Below are 18,379 nucleotides of genomic sequence, written 5' to 3'. Positions count from 1 at the left end.
GGATATATACGCGGCGCGGGCCTTTCGGGACTTTGGCGATGGCTTTGCCGCGGTGCTCTTGCCGGTATACCTGGCTTCAATCGGGCTTGGACCTCTCGAGATTGGCGTTGTCGCCACCGTCGCACTCCTTGGTTCGGCACTGCTGACGCTCGGGATCGGGTTCCTGGCGGTGCGGGCAGACCGGCGCACCCTGCTTTTGGCTGCATCCGGCCTGATGATCGCAACCGGGCTGGCTTACGCACGATCGAGCACCTATGCGGTCGTTCTGCTCGTGGCCTTCCTCGGCACGATCAATCCCTCTTCCGGCAGCGTCAGCATCTTTGTTCCGCTGGAGCATGCCGTCCTGTCGCGTCTCGTCGCGGACGCGGACCGCACGAAGGCGTTCGCACGCTACAGCCTGTTAGGCGCACTGGCGGCAGCGCTTGGCGCGCTCGCCGCAACCAGCCCCGACTTCCTGGTGACGATCGGCATGTCGCGGCGCACGGCGCTGAAGGCAATGTTTGTCCTCTATGCAGTTCTTGGCGTGGCGGGGGGCCTTGTCTACGCGCGCATTCCAACTGGTCCGAATACGTCCCCACAGGACCGGCCCGCCGCAGCGCTTGGGCCGTCGCGTGCCATTGTTTACAAGCTCGCGGCCCTGTTCAGCATCGATGCGTTTGCCGGCGGCTTTGCCGTGCAGTCGCTCATGGCTTTGTGGCTGTTCAGCAAGTTTGGACTTTCACTATCGACTGCCGGGGTGTTCTTTTTCTGGTCGGGTGTTTTGTCGGCGGTTTCATTTCCGGTCGCCGCATGGCTGTCGAGCCGCATCGGCCTAGTGAACACGATGGTGTTCACTCACATCCCCTCGAGCATTTGCTTGATCGTGGCCGCCCTGGTGCCGAATCTCTACGCCTCCCTGGCATTTCTTCTGGTACGCGCAGCACTCTCCCAGATGGACGTGCCGACCCGCTCCTCATATGTGATGGCGGTTGTCACGCCCCCGGAACGGCCTGCGGCGGCGAGCGTTACCTCTGTACCACGCAGCCTCACGGCTGCCGCGAGCCCCGCCATTGCCGGCGCGCTATTTGCCGCGGGGCTCGAAGCCTGGCCGCTCGTGATCTGCGGCGCCCTCAAGATCCTCTACGACCTGGCATTGCTTTGGGCCTTCCGCCACATCAAGCCGCCCGAAGAGCGATGAGGTTGCACCTGTCTGCAGGAAGGCAGCAATCACTCCGACTTCGGCCGGTGCGGAGCAGACCTCTAAACTGCAAAAAGACAGCCGCCTCAAGCAACCAAGAACTGGCGCACCGCGGCACCGATCAGGATCATTCCTGTTCCGATCTCCAACAGCGTTGAGATGCGCGCAGTATTAGAACCGAAGCGCTCAAGAATGATGGCGGAGCCGCTGCGAAAGAGAACCGCCAAGCCAACGACGATCCCAAGGGTAATCGCCACACCGGCCATCATGGCCATCGCGAAGACGATACCCGCCCACGGCACTCCGCGCGCTATCGCGAAAGTCATCACGAAAAGCGTCAACGGACACGGGATGAGCCCAGCCATGACGCCAACCGCTTCGCCTTCATGAGCATGATGTTGGCGACGGCCACGCAGCGCACGCCAGATCATCCAAGCGCCCACGAGCCCGAGCAGCCCACGGCTGAGAGCTTCCAGCGCCGGAGCACGGCCGGCGCTGCCCAGCGCGATCGAGACCACCGGCAGCGCCAGCACCGCAATCAGGACGGCAAGCGCGATATGCGTGAGGGAAAGCGCCAGCGATACCAGCAATCCGCGCGACAGCTTCACTTGCGAGCCGGTGATATAGGCTGCAAGCAGTGTCTTGCTGTGGCCCGGCGTCAGCGCATGAGCGGCGCCAAACACTACCCCCATAGGCAGCACCATAAAAAGGGCGAGCCAGCTGCCATCGGCGGCAAACGATTTGAGATGCTGTGCAACCGACAGGTAGATTTCGCGCTGGTAGTCAAAGAGCGCTTGTATCATCCATGCACGTGCTCGTGGTGATGGCCTTCCGGCTCGCTCATGGCGAAGGGCAGATCCTCGCTGTCGGCGCCGGCCGCGAGCTGCAGCCTGGCGCTGAACTCGTGCGGCTCGGCCGGGGCGACCAGGCTCTGCAGATAGTGATGGTCGCCGCCGACCGGCGACAGCGGCAGGCGCTCGAACGCCCCGCCCGGCCGCTCGATGGCAACGTTCGCCTGCAGGCCCTCGGCGTGGCGCGACAGGCGCAAACGCATGCGCTCGCCCTGCGGCGTGTCGATTATCTCCAGCAGCCCGCTCGCCAGCTTGCCCGATACCAGGAACGGGTCAGGTGCATGATGGTTGGCACCTTCGGCCTGAGGCTCGGCGAAGCGGACCGTGGCGACGTCGAGCGCGGGGATGTGGGCAAAGAGCTCGGCTTTCAGCGATGCGGCGATGTTGTTCGCGGCGGCGAGCAGCAGCCCGTCATTGACGGCGATCGCCACGTCGACATGCAGCTTGTGGCCGAGCCAGCGGGCCTTCGCCTCGGCCACCTTCTCGATGCCCACGACATGTTCGGCAGCGTGATGGATCTCGTCGACCAATCCGGGCTCCACCCCATCCAGCATGCGGGTCGTCACCGAGCGCGCCGACTGCCAGACGATGCCGAAGATGGCGACGGTGATGAGCAGACCGATGATCGGGTCCGCCAGCGGAAAGCCGAGCCAGACGCCGGCCGCGCCCACGACGACGGCGAGGCTGGTCAATCCGTCGGTGCGGGCGTGATACCCGTCGGCGATCAGCGCGGCGCTGTTGATCTCACGGCCGACGCGGATGCGGAACACGGCCACCGCCTCGTTGCCGAGGAAGCCGACGACGCCGGCAGCCGCGAGCCAGCCGAGGAACTGCACCGGCCGGGGATTGAGCAGGCGGTCTATCGCCTCATATCCGGCGACCAGCGCGCTCGCCAGGATGATGAGCACGATGACGATGCCGGCCAAATCCTCCACCCGGCCGAGGCCGTAGGTAAAGGTCCGGGTCGGCTTGCGGCGCGCCAGCACGAAGGCGATCCAAAGCGGTACGGCGGTGGTCGCGTCGGCGACATTGTGGATGGTGTCGGCAAGCAGCGCCACGCTGCCCGAGAACACGACGACGGCAACCTGCAATGCGGCCGTGACCGCCAGGATGACGAACGACCACTTGATCGCCCAGATGCCGCGATCGGTGGTGGCGATCGTGGCGTCGATCACGCCATGCGTATGACCATGCGGACCGTGATGGTCGTGCCCATGCCCACCGTGGTCGTGGCCATGCCGCCCGAACCCGAACCAGTCCAGAATCTTTTCCCGCATGGCGGCCTCACAGATATTTGGTGAGCTGCTTCAGCTCCTTGAGCGTGTCCCTGGTCGGCTCGCCGCCTTCGACCAGGCAATGCTCCATGTGGTCGTGGATCAGCTCGCGCTTGGCATTGCCGACGGCGCTCTCGACGGCATGAAGCTGTTGCGCGAGGTCGAGACAGGAGCGCCCCTGCTCGAACATGGCGAGCACGGCGGCCAGATGGCCATGCGCGCGCCTCAGCCTGGCGATGATGTCGGGGTGAGAGCTGTGTATCGTCATGCCGCTATCCTATCCCCCAGGGTAGGATATGGCAATCGACAAGCCCTCCTTTGCGAATGGAATTTAGGTACTCGTTCGGGCGATCCGCCCAGACCGGCTAGTGCCGCTTGAAGTACTGAACCTCGCGCTCGTGCTTCTCGGCCGCCTCGCGCGACTTGAAGGTGCCGAGGTTCCGGCGTTTGCCGGTCCTGGGGTCGACTTTGCGCGAATACAGGCGATATTCGCCGGATTTCAGCTTGCGGATCATGGCGGCCTCCTGTGCGATTTCATAGCTCTAACCCGCTGGAGCCGTCCGGGTTCCGGCAGGCCGAACGTGATCCATTTCACGGACGGGAAGGGCCGAATGTCGGAATCGACGCGGCAGCGACACAATTCGGTCGGATTATTTGTACTCAAATGACTTCCGCAGCGTTATGGTGTTTCGCGAGCATGCCGGACTGGAGGGTGAGATGGTGACGGCGAAGCTTCACGGTGTCGAACTCGTAAAGGGCCAGAAGTGGACGGTGCGCGTCACCGCCTACGGCACCACGCTGACCTTCCCCTTCGAAGCCGAGCAATATGCGCGCTCCTACGCCGATGGCCAGGCCTTCCGCCTCGGCGTCGAGGTGGTCGAACTGAAGGACTGCGCGTAGAGGTCGAATGTCAAATTCCGACAGGCCGAAACGAACCACCATACAAGTAGTTCAGCCGTTGCCGTCCTTCTCGGTCAGGACGCGAACTTCCGTCGGCGTCATACCGTAGCGCAGCCGGAACTGCCGGTAGAAGGTGGATGGCTCGGTAAAGCCGACCTCAAAAGCGATGTCGGCGATGCGCCGCAGCAACTGCCGGCGATCGGTCAGGCAGCTATGGACGTAGGCGAGCCGCTCCCCGTTGACATAGTCGGAAAAGCTTGTGCCTTCCTCGGCAAATAGCTGGCGGACATAGCGCTCGCTGATGCGGAATTTGCGCGATACCTGCCGGGCGTTGAGCCCGGGATCGGTGAGATTTCGGGCGATGTGCTGCTTGATGCCCGCAAGCCTTGCTGCGCGAACACCGGGGGGTCGCGTATAGGCCTCCATGCCGCCGAAGGAGACGGCGAGCAGATCGGTGATATGGCGGGAAGCAAGTGGCGCGAGCGTCTCGGGCCCTTCCATGTGCAGGAGCGACCAGAGGTAATCGAAAAGCAACCGGTGTGGCGGGAGCGTGCGGCCGAGACTGTCGGGACGCACATCGTCGAGGTTCTTTACCAGCGGCGCCAGCAGCGAGCGCTTGAACTGAAGCGCCACGGTCCATTGCGAATCCTCGCTGGCGACTGAGTAGCGGCGGTCCATCGGAAAGATGGCGGCGGTGCCGGGATCGGTGCTGAAATCGCCGCGCCCAGGCATGGTGAAGCGATAGCCGCCCTTATTCCAGGACAGGATGATATCGTCGTTGCCGTCGGCCATCAGCCCGCTATTGCGCTCCCAGACCATGGGAGAGACGGAACCTTTGCTGAGGCTCATCTCGGGCAGAATCAGGGTACGGGCCGAGAATCTGAGAGGCGCGTCGAGATGCGGCGTGATGTCCAACCGCATCTGGATGCGACCGTAGAAATCGCGGATGAACTCGTCGCGATGATGCTCGGGAATGTCGTCGGTCGAGAATGTGGCTACCCGATCAGGGCTCGACATCATATCCCCCGTCAGAGACCGCTTGGAACCGGACGGTGTCGGGCTGCGAACGGCCTTTCGCTACGTTTCGGTGATCGAGAAACATCGTTTTCCGCTTCGGTCCGATCCGATTCCAAGTGGCCTCGCATCTTTCTGAACGTGAGTTAAGTGTGACAAAGTTGCAAGACTGAAATTCCGGAACAAGAACTGTTCCGTTATTGCAATTGTGACTTCCGTATCCACCATACGCACCCGGATTTTCTCTGCTAGCGGTGCATCGAAGGGGCGGTGATCGGTTTTCATGTCCGACGCAGACGGACATGTCTTCGCAAGCTAACCGACGGTCCCTGAGGCCCGCTCATGCTTGAGCGGGAAGAAATGCGGACGCGATTAACTGGCAATGCAGCGAGGAAAGTTCCGATGAAGATTGTACCTATGTCCATGGCCGCCATGGCGATCGTTCTTGCCGCCGGCAGGGCTTTCGCGGCCGATCCGATCGCCCTGGAAGCGGCCCCGGCGCCACCGCCGGCGGAGGAGAGCTTCAGCTGGACGGGGCCCTATTTCGGTGGGTTCGGTTCGTTTGCCGTGGGTGACATGAAACTCGATTCGCGGCAGATCTTTGCCGACGGGAATCCGCCGCCGATCAACGGCGCGTTCGAGATTTCCGCGAGCGGCTTCCTCGGCGGCGTCCAGGCCGGTTACGATTGGCAATTTGCCGACCGCTGGGTGATCGGTGCGGTGGCAGACATTGCCGCATCCAGTTACGGCGCTTCGGTTACGGCCTCGGTGGACGGCACTGAGATCTTCAATGGCGAGGTGGACGTCAAATATCTTGGCACCGTGCGCGCGCGACTGGGGCAGGCCTGGGACCGCACGCTCCTCTACGGCCATGGCGGCTTTGCCTTCGGCAAGACGGAGCAGACGCTGACGGTTGGCGGCACGACTGTTTTCAACGAGGAGCAGACGCGAGCCGGCTGGACCGCAGGCGCAGGCATCGAGCATGCCATTACCGATCGCCTCTCCTTCGGCACCGAATATGCCTATGTGGACCTGGGCTCGAAGCAGATACTCGACAATGGCGAAGGTCTGACAATCAAAGACGATGTGGCTTTCCACACACTGAAGGCCTTCGTGAATTTCCGTTTCTAAAGCGCGTCGCGTTGAGACGGATTCAGGCGAGGCGCCAGACCTTTGTTTTGATGTATGTCGTTGCCCCAGAACCGCTGCGCACTTCTGGGCGACATGCATTAGCGTAACGCCAGGGAAAAGTGCGCGGCGGTTTTCCGTCCGGAACTGCGTAAAGACAATGCTCAGGACCGGTCGGCGATTCCATCGAACGCCGAACCGCTCTGACGCTCACCGGCGCACGAGCGCAACAAGACAAACACAGAGCCCCAGATTTAGGGTCGCGGCCAGCGCGAGCGTCGTCAGCACGAGGTTGCCGCCGCCAGCGCCCAGAAGCAACGCGCCGATCGACGGAGCCGCCGCCTGGACGATGAGGCTCGGCGTCGCGAGCTTGCCCATCAGCGCGGCGTATCGTTGCGGATCGAACAGCACGAGCGGCAGGGCGCCGCGCGCGATGGTGTGGATGCCGTTGCCGGCGCCGTAGAGGATCAATGCCAGGGCGATGGGGGCCAGGCTTGCCAGGAGCAGCCAGACGCCCGTCGCGAGCAGCGACACGGATGCCAGCATCGTCCAGATCGGATGATGCCGGTTGCGGCCGATCAGCATTTCGGCCACGCGCGCGCCGACCTGCGATGGCCCGACCAGGGCGCCAAGCCCGACCGCGGCCGCAAGGCTCACCCCGCGCAGTTGCAGGAGAGTGAGCAAATGGACGGAAAGCATGGACGCGATCAGCGCGGCCACTGTCTGGATGGAGGCGAGCAGGATGAAGCGCGTCCTCTCCCGCCCTGTGGCCGACGCCTGCCTCAACTCGCTTCTTGCCGGCGCAGGCGCCGCGGCTGGAGGCGGTGGTATCACCCAAAGGTGAAGCGGCAGGCAGATCAAAAGGTGGATCGCAGCGTAGCAAACGCACGCGAAGCGCCATCCTTCATGCTGGACGAGGAAGGCGCTGAGCGGCCAGCAAACCGTGCTGGCGAAGCCGCCGAAAAGCGTCAGGTTGGTGATCGCGCCGCGCGCCCCCAGTCCATAGAGGCGGCCGAGCGTAGCGAAGCCGGCATCGTAGAGGCCGCTCGACATCCCCAACCCCATCAGCAGCCAGGCAAGCAGGTAAAGCGGATAGATGTTGGCCGCCGCTAACAGCAGGTGGGCGGCGGCCAGCAGCAGCGAACTTGCGGCAAGCACCGGCCGGCCGCCGTGACGCTGGATCAGTCGCCCGGTGATCGGCGACACCAGCCCGGCAAGCAGGAGCCCGCAGGAGAGCCCGGCAACGACCGAGGCCAGCGACCAGCCCGTGTCGGCGGCGATCGGCGCGGCAAGCACGGCAGGCAGATAGTAGGACGATCCCCAGGCGAGGATTTGCGTGACGCCAAGCGCCGAGACGAGGACGTGGCGATTGCGGGCGACGGGTGCCGCGGCTTCCAATCAGGCCCGCCCCGGCACGTAGACGACCTTCTCGCCGTCTTCCTTGACGAACTCCGCCACCGGATGGTCGAGCAGCGGCAGCACCGCCTCCGACGGCCGGCAGAGCCTGCTGCCTTTCGGCGTCTCGACGATCGGCCGGTTGATGAGGATCGGGTGGGCGAGCATGAAGTCGACAAGCTCGCCGTCGCTCCATTTCAGATCGGCGAGACCAAGCTCGGCATAAGGCGTTCCTTTCTCCCTCAGCAGCTCGCGCGGAGTGATGCCCATTGCCGCGATCAACTCGAGCAGCCGCTCGCGGCTTGGCGGCGCCTTCAGATATTCGATCACCACCGGCTCCTCGCCGCTGGCGCGGATCATGGCGAGCGTGTTGCGCGAGGTGCCGCAAGCGGGGTTGTGATAGATCGTGACCGTCATGGCTTGCCTTTGAATGACTGGGCTTTCAATGCTTGGGGTTGCTCGATGGTTTCGGGCCGCAACAGCCAGCCCATCAGCGCCAGCGCGATCAAGGCGCCGAGCAGTTCGGCGACGATGAAGCCCGGCAGATCGGCCGGCCTGATGCCGGAAAACGTGTCGGTGAGCGAACGCGCCACCGCGACTGCCGGATTGGCGAAGGACGTGGAGGCGGTGAACCAGTAGGCGGCGGTGATGTAGAGGCCGACCAACCACGGCACGGCGCGTCGCTCGAAGCGAAGGCCGGCGAGGATGACGGCGACCAGCCCGAATGTCGCCACAACCTCGGAGAACCATTGCGCGGGTCCGGCACGCAGCTTCGTCGCGAGCTCCAGCACCGGGAGCGCGAACATGAGATGCGCGGCAATCGTGCCGGCGATGCCGCCGGCGACCTGCGCGGCGAGATAGGCCGGCAGATCGCGGGCGGGCAGCGTGCGGTTGAGACAGAAGACCAGCGAGACGGCCGGATTGAAATGCGCGCCGGAGATCGGCCCCAGCATGGTGATCAGCACCACCAGCATGGCGCCGGTCGCGAGCGTGTTGCCGAGTAGCGCCAGCGCCACATCATGCGTCAGCGTCTCGGCCATGATGCCGGAGCCGACCACTGTTGCGACGAGGAGGCCGGTGCCCAGGGTTTCGGCAACAACCCGGCGCGACAGATCGTAAGAGGTCATTGCCGGGTCCCCTCGCCCGGCCGGCAGCACGGCGCGGCAAGCGCCGGCGCGCAGATTTCCGGACGGCCCGAGCAGCAATCCTCCATCAGGAACCGGATCAGGCCGGAAAGCGCATCATACTCCGCACTGTAGACGATCGAGCGCGCGTCCCGCCGCGTGGTGACCAGGCCGGCGCGCTCCAGTTCCTTGAGATGAAAGCTGACATTGGACGGCGAGACCTCGACCTGTTCGGCGAGCGAACCGGCGGCGATGCCGTCCGGCCCGGCAACCACCAGCAATCGCAGGAGCCGCAGCCGCGTATCCTGCGACAGCGCGCCGAAAGCGATCAGGGCTTGACGTTCATCCACGTTTCAATAATCCTTGAAATGTTGAAATGAGGAATAGCCGACATGCTCTCTCCTGACAACCGGAAAATCACCCCTGCCCTCGCCATCGACCCGTCCGATCTCACAATCGGCGATCTGCTTGGCGCGCTGGCCGCCTACCAAGACAAACCGCTGGTGTTCCGCTATGACGGCCGGCCGGTAAAGCCGGGCTATCATGTGACCGAGGTCAAGGCCGGGCAATTCTCGGCGCTGGATTGCGGCGCCAACCCGGAATCCTGGTCGGAAATCTTCGTGCAGTTGTGGGACGTCGACGAAGGCGGTCCGATCCACATGCCGGCCGGCAGGTTCACAGCGATCATCCGCAAGGTCGCAGATCACGTGGCTCTCGATCAGTCGGCCAGGCTGACCTTCGAAGTCAGCGACGGCATCCGGCCGATGGAGTTGCACCGGGCAAGCCAACCGGCATTGGTTGGCGGCACCGTCGAGGTTGAGCTGTCGCCACGACCGGCAAGCTGCAAACCGCGCGACCGCTGGCTGGAAGAGCAGAAGGCGGCGAGCGCATCATGTTGTTCGCCCGCGAGCGGCAAGGCTTGTTGCAGCTGACCGGTTGATCGGCGCGGGCCGAATCGTCCCCGACCTATCTGCCCGTGCTCCGATAGCGGTGCACCCCGTACCCCGCTCGCGTTTGTCCCATGCCAAGGTTCGCAGGCAATGCCGTCATGGTCGGCATCATGCGTGGGCCAATAGCCGGGCTGCCCGGCGCGCGCCGGCGCGAGACCGACCAATCGGGCGGTGGCGCAGTTGGGAAAGGCAGCAACGTGCCGCAGCGCCGACCAAGGCGAAGCGAAATGGATGCCGATTGAGCCATAGACGATGTAGCCGGACAGAAGGATGAACGGTGCAAGCAAGGCCACCCATCTCCATCCGCCCAACGGGCGGCGCTGATAGGCCGAAGACCAATAGAAAAACGGCAGGAACATCTGCCACCCCGGCTGATAGCGCCCCCAATTAAATTAGCGATCCCTTGTATTTCTTGCAAATGAGGATCATGCTCGGGTGAGTGTGTGGCAACCTGATGCGCAATGGGTGGGTATAAAAGGGTAAGGCGTCATGGGATATGCAGTCTGCTATGATCACAGCGGGATTGATCTGGCTTGGTCGATCTTCCTCGACATCACGGCGTTTTTCATGCTCATGGCGCCACTGGCCGTTGCGCGGCTGTTAGCGATATCGCGCGCGAATGGCACAACTCAACTTCAAGCCGCGTAGAGGCTTGGAGATCCGTTTCTAGCCCGGGCGGGGAACCTTCCGGCGAGCTTCCCCGAACAGCGCCGAGCAGTCGATCTCGTCGCGGAAAAGCGCGTCGGGATCAAGCACCAGCCACGACGTATGCGTGCGAAGGCTTCTTAACCTGGCGTTCTTTTCCGCGCGCGCCTGACGCTCCGCCTCGGCGAGCGAGGCCAGGGTCGGCTTTTCGGCCCTGTGAGAGTAAGAGCCCTTCGACATAGCGACACAGAACGCAGCGGCCCTCTCTTGCGTTCCGTCGCAAGTGGAGCGGTCGATGCATCACGGCCGGCTCATTCTTTTTTCAATCGCGCCGACGATGCGTGCCGGGCGGCCGAACGCCGACAAGGAACTTTCCATCGGCCGGAACAGTTCCTGATCGGGTGCGAACATGAAAAGGGCATCGCTTCATCTCCTAAAAGGAACCGGTTACCTGGTCTCGACGGTCAGCGTCGTTCTTCTGGCGATCGTCAGCTGGTCGAACGCATCGAAAGACCTATTGTTGACGGCGTGCCTTCTTGCGGGCGCCGCGGCATCGGTTGCCGGCATGTTTTGCCGCTGGCTCTCCTACGAGATCGAAAAGCGAAAAGAGGAGCGTTTCGAGAAACCGAGCGATCAAGCGATGAAAATCCCCATGGCAGACCATGGCGCGGACGCCTAAAGCGCGTCGCGATCTTTCAGATTCGCTCCATGCGCTTCAGTTTTTTGATTTACGCATGTCTTTGTCTCCCGAAACCGGTTCCCACTTTCGGGAGACATGCTTTAAAGCGCGTCGCGATGAACGGATTCAGGTGACGGGCTTTGCACATCTGAGCTAAGCCCGGGCAGGCGTTTTTCTGACGAGCGTACTTGCTATCCGAGCCCTCAGATCGGCGAAGGCGGACCTGTGAAATCGCGCGGTGAGCGAAGCTCGGCCAGCGAGCGGACCTGCCGCCCTTCCCTGAAATTACCGGGATCGAGCCAGGCTTCGAAAGCCGCACGGTTAGCCGGCCATTCGCTGGAAAGCATCGAATACATCGGGATGTCGCAGGGCTTGCCCTTCAGGAACAGGCCCTGGCGGTGCGTACCCTCATAGGCGAAGCCTAACCGGAGGGCGGCGCTGCGCGATCGCTGGTTGGTCGAGGTGCAGGTCCATTCGAGGCGGCGGTAGCCGAGATCGTCGAAGACGTGGCGCATAATAAGATAGAGCGCTTCGCTGGCAAGGCGCGTGCGCTGCAGCGGCGGCGTGTAGAGCACGTAACCGAGTTCGACGACGTGATGCGGCGGCCTTGCCTCCATCAGGCAGAGCCAGCCGAGCGGATTGTCGTCGGGGCCAGCGACAGTGAAGAAGGCGCGTTTAGTATCGGCCACCAGGGCGGTAACATGTTCTGCGAAAGCCTGTTCGCTCGCGAACGGCCCGACCTTCATGTCGACCCAGGTGGCCTCGGTGTGCTCGTCATGCGAGAGCAGATAGAGCCTCCCCGCATCGCGTTCGGCGTCGAGCGGGCGCAAGCGCCCCCAATGGCCATCAAGCACGACGGCGACAGGAACCGGCGCATCGCCCGACGCGACCTGAGTCGCCTTCGGCGTTGACCCGACGACCGGTTGATCTGTCTCGGTATCGAAAGCCATCGTGCGCGCTCCCTAAGGATTGAGCCACTTTATGCCGTATTTGCGCGCCGCCGCCGCATAGGCCTCGGGCATCGAGGATCCGCTCGCCTCGGCTTGGGAAAGATCGCGGAAGAAGCCTTCGAATCCGGCGGGTGACGTCATCGTCAGGAAACGGCCGGTGCGCGACACGATGCGTCGATGCGCATGCGGCACGCCACGCGGAGCGAACACCGTTCCGCCTGGCCCGACGTGGAATTCTTGGTCGCCACAGCGGAACACGTGCTCGCCCTCGATCACGTAGAAGAGCTCGTCCTCATTGGTATGGCTGTGTAGCGGCGTATCCAGAGGATCGATCTCCTCGACGATCGAGAAGGCGCCGCCTGTGGTATCAGCGGACGCCTTGACGAGGAAGTCGGCGCCGCTGAAATGCAGCCGCTCGCCCTCACCAGCTTCGAGCTTGTACCGCGCAACTGTCCTCATGGCATTCCTCCCTTCTTCCAGCGATGGATAGATATCGCACAGTTCTCCGGAAAATGGCTGCTCGGCCAGCCATCGGCGGCCAAGATGATCGACCGCGCCGGCCAGACAGGCCAGAAGCCGGCCTTTCAGGATCTTCAGCACCGGAGCGCCTCCCCCGCATGACGTGTTTCATTCCGGCCGCCGGTCCGATTCACTTGGACGCATAGCAGCCCGCCCCAATGCGCCGATTAGTTCCAGTAACGGAACACCCTGCCCATTCGATTGGGCATCAAGTAAATGTCCTCCGCATGCGAAAAGCCGGCATCGCGCCCCAAGCGCAGCCATGTCTGCGAGGTTTCGGGGAAATCGGCCAGAAGCATATGCCGTTCCATCGATGCGAATTCCTCGTCGGAAACGGCCGACCATTTGTCGCGCAGCAAGGAGAAGCGCGCGAGCCAGGCGGCGCGATCCTCGCCTTCGAACAGCGCCGGTTCCCAGATGACGAACAGGCCCATCCCTCCCAAGGCCCGGTGGGCGTTCCGCATCAGCCTTGCCTTGGCTGCCGTCGGCAGATGGTGCAGCGACATGCCGATCCAGATGACGTCAATCGGTTCCGACCATTTCGCCATCGCTGGCGCGAAATCGCAGCAGCGCAGTTCGACGGGACAAGGAAGGGCCTGCAGCTCCCGAGCCGCCAACCGCAGCGATGCCTCGGACAAGTCGATACCGACATAGTTGCCTATCGCCGTCGTCCTCAGCATCGCGGCGGAGGCACTGGCGTCTCCGCACGCCACGTCGAGGAACCGGAACGACGCGGGCGCTTGCTCGACAAGCAAGTCGCGCAGAAGCTGATAGACATCCTGATGGAACATCAGGTTCGCGCCGACGATCCTGCGGTAGGTTTCAAGCTCCCTGTTGAACATGTCCTGAGCGCCGGCTGCTCCATTGTCCGCCGTCGCCAGCATGCTTTCAGTCGACGCACTTGCCATGATGTCCTCCCATGGAACTTCGACGGAACAACGCTAAGCGGCGGCCCCCGCTGCATGGAGATGCAAGGCGCGGAACACCGCCGTGTGACCAGGGGTCGCAATGGAGAACTTCATGCCCAGTTCATGCATGCGCCCCGAGAGCCAGGCGACCTCGATGGGCTTGCCTCTTTCGAGGTCGTTGGCCATCGACGATTTCACATGCGGAGGGAATGCCGTCCACCTCTTGATGACGCGGTCCTCGAACCCTTCCGCCATCGGATGGCCGGCCGCCGCGGCAACCGCCATCCCTTCGTCCCGCAATTGCTCGACGAAGATGCGGGCCTCGGGATCGCCAAGGATCGGACCAATGCCCGAGCGCATGAGCGACGTTGCGCCGGAGAAGGCTGCAAGCGTCACGAACTTCTCCCAGAGCACGCAGTCGATCTCGGCGACCGACTTCAGTTGGAGACCGATCGCCCGATCGCAAAGCGCGTGAAGCTCGTGGATCACAGGATCGCGATGCCCGCCGACGAGAATGTCCGTTAGCCCGCCCGCATGGACGACCTCCCCTGGCTTGTTGATGAAACCGGAAAGGTAGGTGGCGCCGCCGATCACCTTGTCCCCGCGAACATGGCGACGCAGAATCTCGATGCCGTCGATGCCGTTTTGCAGCGTCACGACGCGGGTGTTCCCGGCAATCAGCGGTCCGAGCGCGGCGGCGGCCTTCTCACAATCGTAGAGCTTGACCGCGAAGATCACGAGATCGACGGGACCGATGTCGGCCGGCGCATCGCTTGCGGAGACGTCACGCAGAAGCACGTCGCCGGCCGGACTTTTGATGCGCAATCCGTTCTGGCGCATTGCCTGCAGATGTGCCCCACGGGCAACGAAGCTGACGTCGCCTCCCGCCTCGACGAGCCTGGCCCCGATATATCCGCCGATGGCGCCCGCACCCATCATTGCGATCCGCATGCCGATCCCTCGACGCCAGCCGGTGCTATCGCCACGTAACGCCGGAGCGGACCCGCAGCCGACGTAATATTAGCATATCCTCAATAAGCCGACCAGCCGCGCCATTAACCTCCCCCGAGGACACCGGACCAAGGTCGGTGTCGCAATTGCCGCGACTGGCCTATAATCTTGCGGACGGGCGGGGTGAATCACGCGTATGCTCAGGGAGATCTTGAAGCGACTTGTGCAAGTCTGGAGCGGGCTGTCGCTGGCCTGGCAGTTCGTGATCGCCGGCGGCATCGGGCTTTTGGCGGTGATGCTCGTGGTTGGCCTTTGGGTAACGTCGCAGATTCGCGAAGGTGTGATGCACAACTCCGCCACCACGACAGCGCTCTATGTCGACAGCGTGATTGCACCGCTGCTGCCGGACCTACGCAAAAGCCGGGAGCTCGACGATACGGTCAAGCGGGCGTTGGACGAGACGCTCGGACAGGGCGCGCTCGGCAAGAGGCTGGTGTCGTTCAAACTGTGGCGGCGGGACGGCCTGGTGCTCTACTCCGACGACTCGGCTCTGATCGGCAAAACCTTTGCGCCGAACCCCAATCTCGTTTCCGCCTTCGCCGGCAATGTCGTGGCCGAATACAACGACCTCGACGACGACCCCGAAGCCCGCGAGGAGAAAGCCGTGAACGCGCCGCTGTTCGAGATCTACAACCCCGTGCGCGAGCCGTGGTCGGGCCAAGTGGTGGCGGTGTCGGAATTCTACGAAATCGCCGACGATTTCCAGGAGACGCTGAACTCGGCGCTGAGGTGGACCTGGCTGGTGGTGGCCGGCGCCACGGCGGCCTCGCTGGCGCTTCTGTCGGGAATCGTGTTTCGCGGCAGCCGTACCATCCAGACACAGCGCGCAGCGCTCGAGGCCAAGGTCATCGAACTGCAGGCGGCGCTGGCGCAGAACTCGTCGCTGCGCCAGCGCGTGCAGCGCGCCTCGCGCCGCGCCACCGCCATCAACGAACGCTATCTGAGACGCATCGGCGCCGACCTGCATGACGGGCCTGCGCAGCTGGTGGCGCTTGCCGCGCTCAGAATGGACAGCCCGGTGCTCGTCGATCCCGCCACCCCGAAACCGCGGCGCGAGGCCGAGATCGCCGGCATCCACAAGACGCTCGGCGAGGCGATGCGCGAGATACGCGGCATCTGCAACGGCCTGGTGCTCCCGCAGATCGAGACTCAGGCTGTGGCCGACAATTTACGGCTGGCGGTGGCCGAGCATGAGCGCCGCACCGACACCAAGGTGTTGCTGACGCTGCCGGAGCGCTTGCCGGAACTCGGCACCTCGGAGAAGATCAGCATCTATCGTTTCGTGCAGGAAGGGCTGAACAACGCCTACCGGCACGGCAAGGGCAAGGGCCAGCAGGTGAGAGCCACGATGAAGGGCGGCAAGCTGTTGGTCGAGGTGCAGGACACCGGTCCGGGCTTCGACCCGGCAAGGAGCGAAGGCCTCGGGCTTGCCGGGCTCAGGGAACGCATCGAAAGCATCGGCGGGCAGTTCGAGACGCTCTCGGGTCCAGGAGGAACGAGACTGGTAATCACATTGTCTGTCGAGGAGCAGCCGTGACCGCACCGATCCGCATCGCCATTGTCGACGACCATCCACTGTTTCGCGAGGGCGTGGCGCGCAGCCTCGGCGAGATCGGTGGCTTCGAGCTTGTGGGCGAAGGCGCCAGCGCCGAGGACGCCGAAAGGCTGGCGCGCGCCAGCGCTCCGGATATCCTGATGCTCGACATCAGCATGCCGGGCGGCGGCCTCAATGCGCTGACCAGCATCCTTTCGGCAGTCCCCGAGCAGAAGATCGTCATGCTGACGGTTTCGGAAGCCAATGCCGACGTGGCCCAGGCGTTGAAGGCCGGCGCGCGAGGCTATGTGCTGAAGGGGGTCGGCTCCAAGTCGCTGGCCGAGATCCTGCGCGACGTCGCCAACGGCCAGAGCTATGTTTCGCCGACGCTCTCGGCCAGGCTGCTGTCAGATCTGTTGCAGCCGACCAGCCGCAAGCCAGACCCGCTCAGCCAGCTTACCAGCCGCGAGGCCGAGATCCTGAGACTGGTGGCCGAGGGCCTGAGCAACAAGGAAGTCGCCGCCCGGCTGTCGCTGCAGGAAAAGACCGTCAAGCACCACATGACCAGGGTGCTGGCCAAGCTCAACGTGCGCAACCGGACGGAAGCGGCGCTGCTGATGCATGAGGCGAAAGAGAGGTAGGGGAAATTAAAGAACTGAGGAGCTGAGGAACTGGGGAACTGGGGAATTGAAGAACTGGAGAATTGAAGAACTGAGGAATCGGGAAGCTTAGCCCCGCCGATTCTTCAATTCTCCAGTTCTCCAGTTCCTCAGTTCTTCAATTCCCTCAAAAACGCAAATCACCCCCGCCTCCGGAAGGCGGGGGTGACATGCGAGGGTGCGGGAAAAGGGGGTAGCTTCTCTCAACCCTCACAAGCTTAGCAGGCGGGCCAGATCCGCCTGGGTCGCCTTGCGCTCGACGATGGTGCGGCCTTGCGCATCCGTCATCTCGAAGCGGCCGTTCTCGATTTCCTCCTTCATGCCGTTGCGGTGGACGACGGTGATCTTGGTGCCGTCGACCTCGACCGTATCGCCGGTCGTGGCGTTGACATGACTGGCCTTGCTGCCCGGACTGGTGTTGCCTTTGCCGCTGTTGTTGCCAGGGCCGGCATTGGCGTTGCCGCCACCGGCATTGCTGTTGCCCGAATTGCCGCCGCTGTTGCCGCCGTTGCCGCCGCCATTGCCGCCACCACCATTACCGCCGCCGCCATTGCCATTGCCGTTGCCGGCATAAGCGGTGGCCACGAGGAGCTTGGCGGCGCCATCGGGCGTGAAATGATAGGTCGCGACGACAAGTGACAGCGCGGCCGCAGCGCGCAGCGCGAGCCGGAACATCCTGAGGGGCGCCGCCGCACTCATGCCTTAGCCGGGCGTGACCACCGGCGGAGCGTCGCTATCGTCGCTGTCTTCGCCCTGGTCGTCATTGTCATCGCCCTGGTCGCCGCCATGATCGTCGTCGGCGTCGTGGCCGGCGCCATCGTCGTCACCGCCATCATCGTCATCGCCCTGGTGATCACTGCCATCATGATCGCCACTGTCGTGCTCACCGCCATCGCCATCATGGTCGCCACCATCACCACCGTCATGACCACCTTCGCCGCCACCACCCTCGCCGCCATCGTGGCCGCCTTCGCTCTCGGCATGGGCGGCAGCAGGCACGAGCTTGGCGCCGTCGAGCGTCAGGTGATAGGGCGCCACGGTGAGCGCCAGTGCGGTCGAGGCGCGCAGCGCGAGCCAAGCGAGCCGGTTGAAGGGAAGTCTGCGCATCTCAAATCTCCTCGTAAACCGGCTCCGCCTCGGCCCTGCCGAAGTTCCGCTCTCAGCCGACCGAGGCGGAACCGGTGTCTTTACGCAGGCAAACATTCCCATTCCGGGGAGCCGGCGGAAGCGGCCCACGACCCATGCCATGCCCGGTCGGACCTTTTTGCCGCCATCGGGGGGACCATCGTCGCAACCGGTGAAAGTGGGCCGGCTTCGACTCCGCTCGGCATTCGTTCGACGCAATTCCGAGGGAACATCGAAACGCACTTCCCTCAGAGTCGCCCGGAGTTCGCCTCGCCGACTACCGTTGCGTTAACCAAATCGCTTGGAAATTGTCGGGCAATTCATTATGACTGTCGCCTGCGAGAACCACGCGGACGCCCAACGAGCCGCGGCATGCACGGCGCAGAATGTCCCCTTTGGACGCGAAACGCACGTAACACTTTGATTTGCGGATGGATTGTTTCCCCGATCTGCGGGGCCATCCGCCAGGAGCCCGCCTTACCTGGCAGCCGTCCTTAGGGCCTAAAAAAGTACCCCCGCCAAAAGGCGGGGGCAAG

At 63.5% G+C, this 18,379-nt stretch carries 23 protein-coding genes and 1 pseudogene; 8 read left to right on the top strand and 16 right to left on the bottom strand.

From position 1 onward, the window contains the following. Positions 1-4 precede the first annotated feature (4 nt). Positions 5-1,177, top strand: a complete 1,173-nt coding sequence (locus RFM40_RS06820; RefSeq protein ID WP_320225888.1) for an MFS transporter — start codon at positions 5-7, stop codon at positions 1,175-1,177. A gap of 86 nt (positions 1,178-1,263) precedes the next feature. On the opposite strand, the gene RFM40_RS06815 is transcribed toward RFM40_RS06820, so the two are convergent. The 4 genes from RFM40_RS06815 to RFM40_RS06800 form a co-directional block, all read right to left on the bottom strand. After that, complete coding sequence (locus tag RFM40_RS06815) at positions 1,264-1,980, bottom strand: nickel/cobalt transporter (RefSeq protein ID WP_320225775.1); 717 nt, start codon at positions 1,978-1,980, stop codon at positions 1,264-1,266. Next, a complete protein-coding gene (locus tag RFM40_RS06810) occupies positions 1,977-3,305 on the bottom strand; it encodes a cation diffusion facilitator family transporter (protein ID WP_320225774.1) in 1,329 nt (442 codons plus the stop codon). The genes RFM40_RS06815 and RFM40_RS06810 overlap by 4 nt, the downstream gene beginning before the upstream one ends. Positions 3,306-3,312: 7 nt before the next feature. Next, positions 3,313-3,570: a metal-sensing transcriptional repressor gene (locus RFM40_RS06805; protein WP_320225773.1), complete on the bottom strand. Its 258-nt coding sequence runs from the start codon at positions 3,568-3,570 to the stop codon at positions 3,313-3,315. Between the two features lie 97 nt (positions 3,571-3,667). After that, entirely contained in the window at positions 3,668-3,817 is a 150-nt protein-coding gene (locus tag RFM40_RS06800) for a hypothetical protein (RefSeq protein WP_095770090.1), read from the bottom strand. A gap of 202 nt (positions 3,818-4,019) precedes the next feature. On the opposite strand from RFM40_RS06800, the gene RFM40_RS06795 reads away from it, so the two are divergent. After that, positions 4,020-4,202 carry a hypothetical protein gene (locus RFM40_RS06795; RefSeq protein WP_210324999.1) on the top strand — a complete coding sequence of 61 codons (183 nt, stop codon included), beginning with the start codon at positions 4,020-4,022 and terminating at the stop codon, positions 4,200-4,202. Between the two features lie 51 nt (positions 4,203-4,253). Here RFM40_RS06795 and RFM40_RS06790 read toward each other — a convergent pair whose 3' ends face one another. Next, the gene (locus RFM40_RS06790; protein WP_320225772.1) at positions 4,254-5,219 is read right to left on the bottom strand and encodes a helix-turn-helix transcriptional regulator; all 966 of its coding nucleotides are present in this window, start codon (positions 5,217-5,219) and stop codon (positions 4,254-4,256) included. Positions 5,220-5,618: 399 nt separating this feature from the next. Here RFM40_RS06790 and RFM40_RS06785 point away from each other — a divergent pair, with 399 nt between their 5' ends. Continuing rightward, positions 5,619-6,347: an outer membrane protein gene (locus RFM40_RS06785; RefSeq protein ID WP_320225771.1), complete on the top strand. Its 729-nt coding sequence runs from the start codon at positions 5,619-5,621 to the stop codon at positions 6,345-6,347. A 207-nt stretch (positions 6,348-6,554) separates the two neighbouring features. On the opposite strand, the gene RFM40_RS06780 is transcribed toward RFM40_RS06785, so the two are convergent. Genes RFM40_RS06780 through RFM40_RS06765 form a run of 4 tightly spaced genes read right to left on the bottom strand, consistent with a single transcriptional unit; the run spans position 6,555 to position 9,213 of the window. Next, positions 6,555-7,742 carry an MFS transporter gene (locus RFM40_RS06780; RefSeq protein ID WP_320225770.1) on the bottom strand — a complete coding sequence of 396 codons (1,188 nt, stop codon included), beginning with the start codon at positions 7,740-7,742 and terminating at the stop codon, positions 6,555-6,557. Beyond that, positions 7,743-8,156: an arsenate reductase (glutaredoxin) gene (arsC, locus tag RFM40_RS06775; protein ID WP_320225769.1), complete on the bottom strand. Its 414-nt coding sequence runs from the start codon at positions 8,154-8,156 to the stop codon at positions 7,743-7,745. Further along, positions 8,153-8,866: an MIP/aquaporin family protein gene (locus tag RFM40_RS06770; protein WP_320225768.1), complete on the bottom strand. Its 714-nt coding sequence runs from the start codon at positions 8,864-8,866 to the stop codon at positions 8,153-8,155. The genes arsC and RFM40_RS06770 overlap by 4 nt, the downstream gene beginning before the upstream one ends. After that, positions 8,863-9,213: an ArsR/SmtB family transcription factor gene (locus RFM40_RS06765; protein WP_320225767.1), complete on the bottom strand. Its 351-nt coding sequence runs from the start codon at positions 9,211-9,213 to the stop codon at positions 8,863-8,865. The genes RFM40_RS06770 and RFM40_RS06765 overlap by 4 nt, the downstream gene beginning before the upstream one ends. Positions 9,214-9,255: 42 nt before the next feature. Between RFM40_RS06765 and RFM40_RS06760 the strand changes: the two genes are divergently transcribed. Continuing rightward, positions 9,256-9,795: a DUF6428 family protein gene (locus RFM40_RS06760; RefSeq protein ID WP_320225766.1), complete on the top strand. Its 540-nt coding sequence runs from the start codon at positions 9,256-9,258 to the stop codon at positions 9,793-9,795. Positions 9,796-9,944: 149 nt separating this feature from the next. Here the strand turns inward: RFM40_RS06760 and RFM40_RS06755 are convergent. Beyond that, positions 9,945-10,172, bottom strand: a pseudogene (locus RFM40_RS06755) (excalibur calcium-binding domain-containing protein); the annotation flags it as partial. 130 nt (positions 10,173-10,302) lie between these two features. Between RFM40_RS06755 and RFM40_RS06750 the strand changes: the two are divergent. Both RFM40_RS06750 and RFM40_RS06745 read left to right on the top strand, forming a co-directional pair. Then, positions 10,303-10,461, top strand: coding sequence for a hypothetical protein (locus RFM40_RS06750; RefSeq protein WP_320225765.1), 159 nt, complete (start codon positions 10,303-10,305; stop codon positions 10,459-10,461). Between the two features lie 406 nt (positions 10,462-10,867). Continuing rightward, positions 10,868-11,137 (top strand): hypothetical protein, encoded by a 270-nt coding sequence (locus tag RFM40_RS06745; protein ID WP_320277326.1) that lies wholly within the window; start codon positions 10,868-10,870, stop codon positions 11,135-11,137. 203 nt (positions 11,138-11,340) lie between these two features. On the opposite strand, the gene RFM40_RS06740 is transcribed toward RFM40_RS06745, so the two are convergent. The 4 genes from RFM40_RS06740 to RFM40_RS06725 form a co-directional block, all read right to left on the bottom strand. After that, entirely contained in the window at positions 11,341-12,087 is a 747-nt protein-coding gene (locus RFM40_RS06740; protein WP_320225764.1) for a GNAT family N-acetyltransferase, read from the bottom strand. A gap of 12 nt (positions 12,088-12,099) precedes the next feature. Next, positions 12,100-12,687 (bottom strand): cupin domain-containing protein, encoded by a 588-nt coding sequence (locus RFM40_RS06735; protein ID WP_320225763.1) that lies wholly within the window; start codon positions 12,685-12,687, stop codon positions 12,100-12,102. An 86-nt stretch (positions 12,688-12,773) separates the two neighbouring features. Further along, positions 12,774-13,514 carry a class I SAM-dependent methyltransferase gene (locus RFM40_RS06730; RefSeq protein ID WP_320225762.1) on the bottom strand — a complete coding sequence of 247 codons (741 nt, stop codon included), beginning with the start codon at positions 13,512-13,514 and terminating at the stop codon, positions 12,774-12,776. Between the two features lie 33 nt (positions 13,515-13,547). Continuing rightward, positions 13,548-14,465, bottom strand: a complete 918-nt coding sequence (locus RFM40_RS06725; RefSeq protein WP_320225761.1) for a ketopantoate reductase family protein — start codon at positions 14,463-14,465, stop codon at positions 13,548-13,550. Between the two features lie 196 nt (positions 14,466-14,661). Here RFM40_RS06725 and RFM40_RS06720 point away from each other — a divergent pair, with 196 nt between their 5' ends. Together RFM40_RS06720 and RFM40_RS06715 are read left to right on the top strand one after the other, a co-directional pair. Beyond that, a complete protein-coding gene (locus RFM40_RS06720) occupies positions 14,662-16,062 on the top strand; it encodes a sensor histidine kinase (protein ID WP_320225760.1) in 1,401 nt (466 codons plus the stop codon). After that, positions 16,059-16,700: a LuxR C-terminal-related transcriptional regulator gene (locus RFM40_RS06715; RefSeq protein ID WP_292344356.1), complete on the top strand. Its 642-nt coding sequence runs from the start codon at positions 16,059-16,061 to the stop codon at positions 16,698-16,700. The genes RFM40_RS06720 and RFM40_RS06715 overlap by 4 nt, the downstream gene beginning before the upstream one ends. A gap of 228 nt (positions 16,701-16,928) precedes the next feature. Here the strand turns inward: RFM40_RS06715 and RFM40_RS06710 are convergent, their stop codons facing one another. Continuing rightward, positions 16,929-17,417 (bottom strand): hypothetical protein, encoded by a 489-nt coding sequence (locus RFM40_RS06710; RefSeq protein WP_320225759.1) that lies wholly within the window; start codon positions 17,415-17,417, stop codon positions 16,929-16,931. 3 nt (positions 17,418-17,420) lie between these two features. After that, positions 17,421-17,825: a hypothetical protein gene (locus RFM40_RS06705; RefSeq protein ID WP_320225758.1), complete on the bottom strand. Its 405-nt coding sequence runs from the start codon at positions 17,823-17,825 to the stop codon at positions 17,421-17,423. Between the last annotated feature and the right edge of the window lie 554 nt (positions 17,826-18,379).

The organism is Mesorhizobium captivum (assembly GCF_033977165.1).
GTDB lineage: Bacteria > Pseudomonadota > Alphaproteobacteria > Rhizobiales > Rhizobiaceae > Mesorhizobium > Mesorhizobium captivum.
The sequence above is the reverse complement of the archived record's forward strand: the minus strand, read 5'-3'. Positions and strand labels throughout refer to the sequence as shown.

Excerpts from the sequence above, each read along its gene's own strand:
- RFM40_RS06815 (WP_320225775.1), bottom strand. The coding sequence starts at position 1,980 with ATGATACAAGCGCTCTTTGACTACCAGCGCGAAATCTACCTGTCGGTT.
- RFM40_RS06810 (WP_320225774.1), bottom strand. The coding sequence starts at position 3,305 with ATGCGGGAAAAGATTCTGGACTGGTTCGGGTTCGGGCGGCATGGCCAC.
- RFM40_RS06805 (WP_320225773.1), bottom strand. The coding sequence starts at position 3,570 with ATGACGATACACAGCTCTCACCCCGACATCATCGCCAGGCTGAGGCGC.
- RFM40_RS06800 (WP_095770090.1), bottom strand. The coding sequence starts at position 3,817 with ATGATCCGCAAGCTGAAATCCGGCGAATATCGCCTGTATTCGCGCAAA.
- RFM40_RS06795 (WP_210324999.1), top strand. The coding sequence starts at position 4,020 with ATGGTGACGGCGAAGCTTCACGGTGTCGAACTCGTAAAGGGCCAGAAG.
- RFM40_RS06790 (WP_320225772.1), bottom strand. The coding sequence starts at position 5,219 with ATGTCGAGCCCTGATCGGGTAGCCACATTCTCGACCGACGACATTCCC.
- RFM40_RS06785 (WP_320225771.1), top strand. The coding sequence starts at position 5,619 with ATGAAGATTGTACCTATGTCCATGGCCGCCATGGCGATCGTTCTTGCC.
- arsC (WP_320225769.1), bottom strand. The coding sequence starts at position 8,156 with ATGACGGTCACGATCTATCACAACCCCGCTTGCGGCACCTCGCGCAAC.
- RFM40_RS06770 (WP_320225768.1), bottom strand. The coding sequence starts at position 8,866 with ATGACCTCTTACGATCTGTCGCGCCGGGTTGTTGCCGAAACCCTGGGC.
- RFM40_RS06760 (WP_320225766.1), top strand. The coding sequence starts at position 9,256 with ATGCTCTCTCCTGACAACCGGAAAATCACCCCTGCCCTCGCCATCGAC.
- RFM40_RS06750 (WP_320225765.1), top strand. The coding sequence starts at position 10,303 with ATGGGATATGCAGTCTGCTATGATCACAGCGGGATTGATCTGGCTTGG.
- RFM40_RS06745 (WP_320277326.1), top strand. The coding sequence starts at position 10,868 with ATGAAAAGGGCATCGCTTCATCTCCTAAAAGGAACCGGTTACCTGGTC.
- RFM40_RS06740 (WP_320225764.1), bottom strand. The coding sequence starts at position 12,087 with ATGGCTTTCGATACCGAGACAGATCAACCGGTCGTCGGGTCAACGCCG.
- RFM40_RS06730 (WP_320225762.1), bottom strand. The coding sequence starts at position 13,514 with ATGGCAAGTGCGTCGACTGAAAGCATGCTGGCGACGGCGGACAATGGA.
- RFM40_RS06725 (WP_320225761.1), bottom strand. The coding sequence starts at position 14,465 with ATGCGGATCGCAATGATGGGTGCGGGCGCCATCGGCGGATATATCGGG.
- RFM40_RS06720 (WP_320225760.1), top strand. The coding sequence starts at position 14,662 with ATGCTCAGGGAGATCTTGAAGCGACTTGTGCAAGTCTGGAGCGGGCTG.
- RFM40_RS06710 (WP_320225759.1), bottom strand. The coding sequence starts at position 17,417 with ATGAGTGCGGCGGCGCCCCTCAGGATGTTCCGGCTCGCGCTGCGCGCT.
- RFM40_RS06705 (WP_320225758.1), bottom strand. The coding sequence starts at position 17,825 with ATGCGCAGACTTCCCTTCAACCGGCTCGCTTGGCTCGCGCTGCGCGCC.